Genomic DNA, 692 nt, shown 5'->3' on the forward strand with positions numbered 1-692 from the left:
GGTAGCCGTATCGGAAGGTGCGGCTGGATCACCTCCTTTCTATGGAGACTCGGTCTTGATAAGACCAGTCAAGTGTGTTTATCACACAAATCGCTTACTCACTCGTGTTCAGTTTTGAAAGAGCAAACCTCTTTCCGCAAGGTGGTTAACACCATGTTGCACTCGTTTGGTGATGATGGCGGAGGGGACCCACGCGTTCCCATCTCGAACACGACCGTTAAGCCCTCCAGCGTCGATGGTACTTGAACCGCAGGGTTCTGGGAGAGTAGAACGTTGCCAAGCGATACCCATGGCAAGNACGACCGTTAAGCCCTCCAGCGTCGATGGTACTTGAACCGCAGGGTTCTGGGAGAGTAGAACGTTGCCAAGCGATACCCATGGCAAGCTTTCGGAGAAAGCTTCGAAAGCTTGTAGGTGGGTTTTTATTTTGAAGATTTTCTTTTATGGGCCCTTAGCTCAGCTGGTTAGAGCGCACCCCTGATAAGGGTGAGGTCGGTGGTTCGAGTCCACTAGGGCCCACCATTTAACTAAATAATGAAGTATCCAGTATCGGGGTCCCCGGAAAGTAATCGGAATCAACCTCGAAGCTACTCTTCACTTTTTGGGGTAATTTTATGGGGCCATAGCTCAGCTGGGAGAGCGCCTGCCTTGCAAGCAGGAGGTCAGCGGTTCGATCCCGCTTGGCTCCACCA

At 51.8% G+C, this 692-nt stretch carries 2 tRNA genes and 1 rRNA gene; all 3 read left to right on the forward strand.

The features are described from left to right. Nucleotides 1-165: 165 nt before the first annotated feature. The 3 genes from rrf (at nt 166) to A8709_RS07650 (ending at nt 692) form a co-directional block, all read left to right on the forward strand. Nucleotides 166-282 (forward strand): 5S ribosomal RNA (gene rrf, locus A8709_RS07640). A gap of 163 nt (nt 283-445) precedes the next feature. Next, nucleotides 446-522, forward strand: a tRNA-Ile gene (locus A8709_RS07645). A gap of 94 nt (nt 523-616) precedes the next feature. Further along, nucleotides 617-692 (forward strand) — tRNA-Ala (locus tag A8709_RS07650).

It is taken from the genome of Paenibacillus pectinilyticus (assembly GCF_001700435.1).
GTDB lineage: Bacteria > Bacillota > Bacilli > Paenibacillales > NBRC-103111 > Paenibacillus_E > Paenibacillus_E pectinilyticus.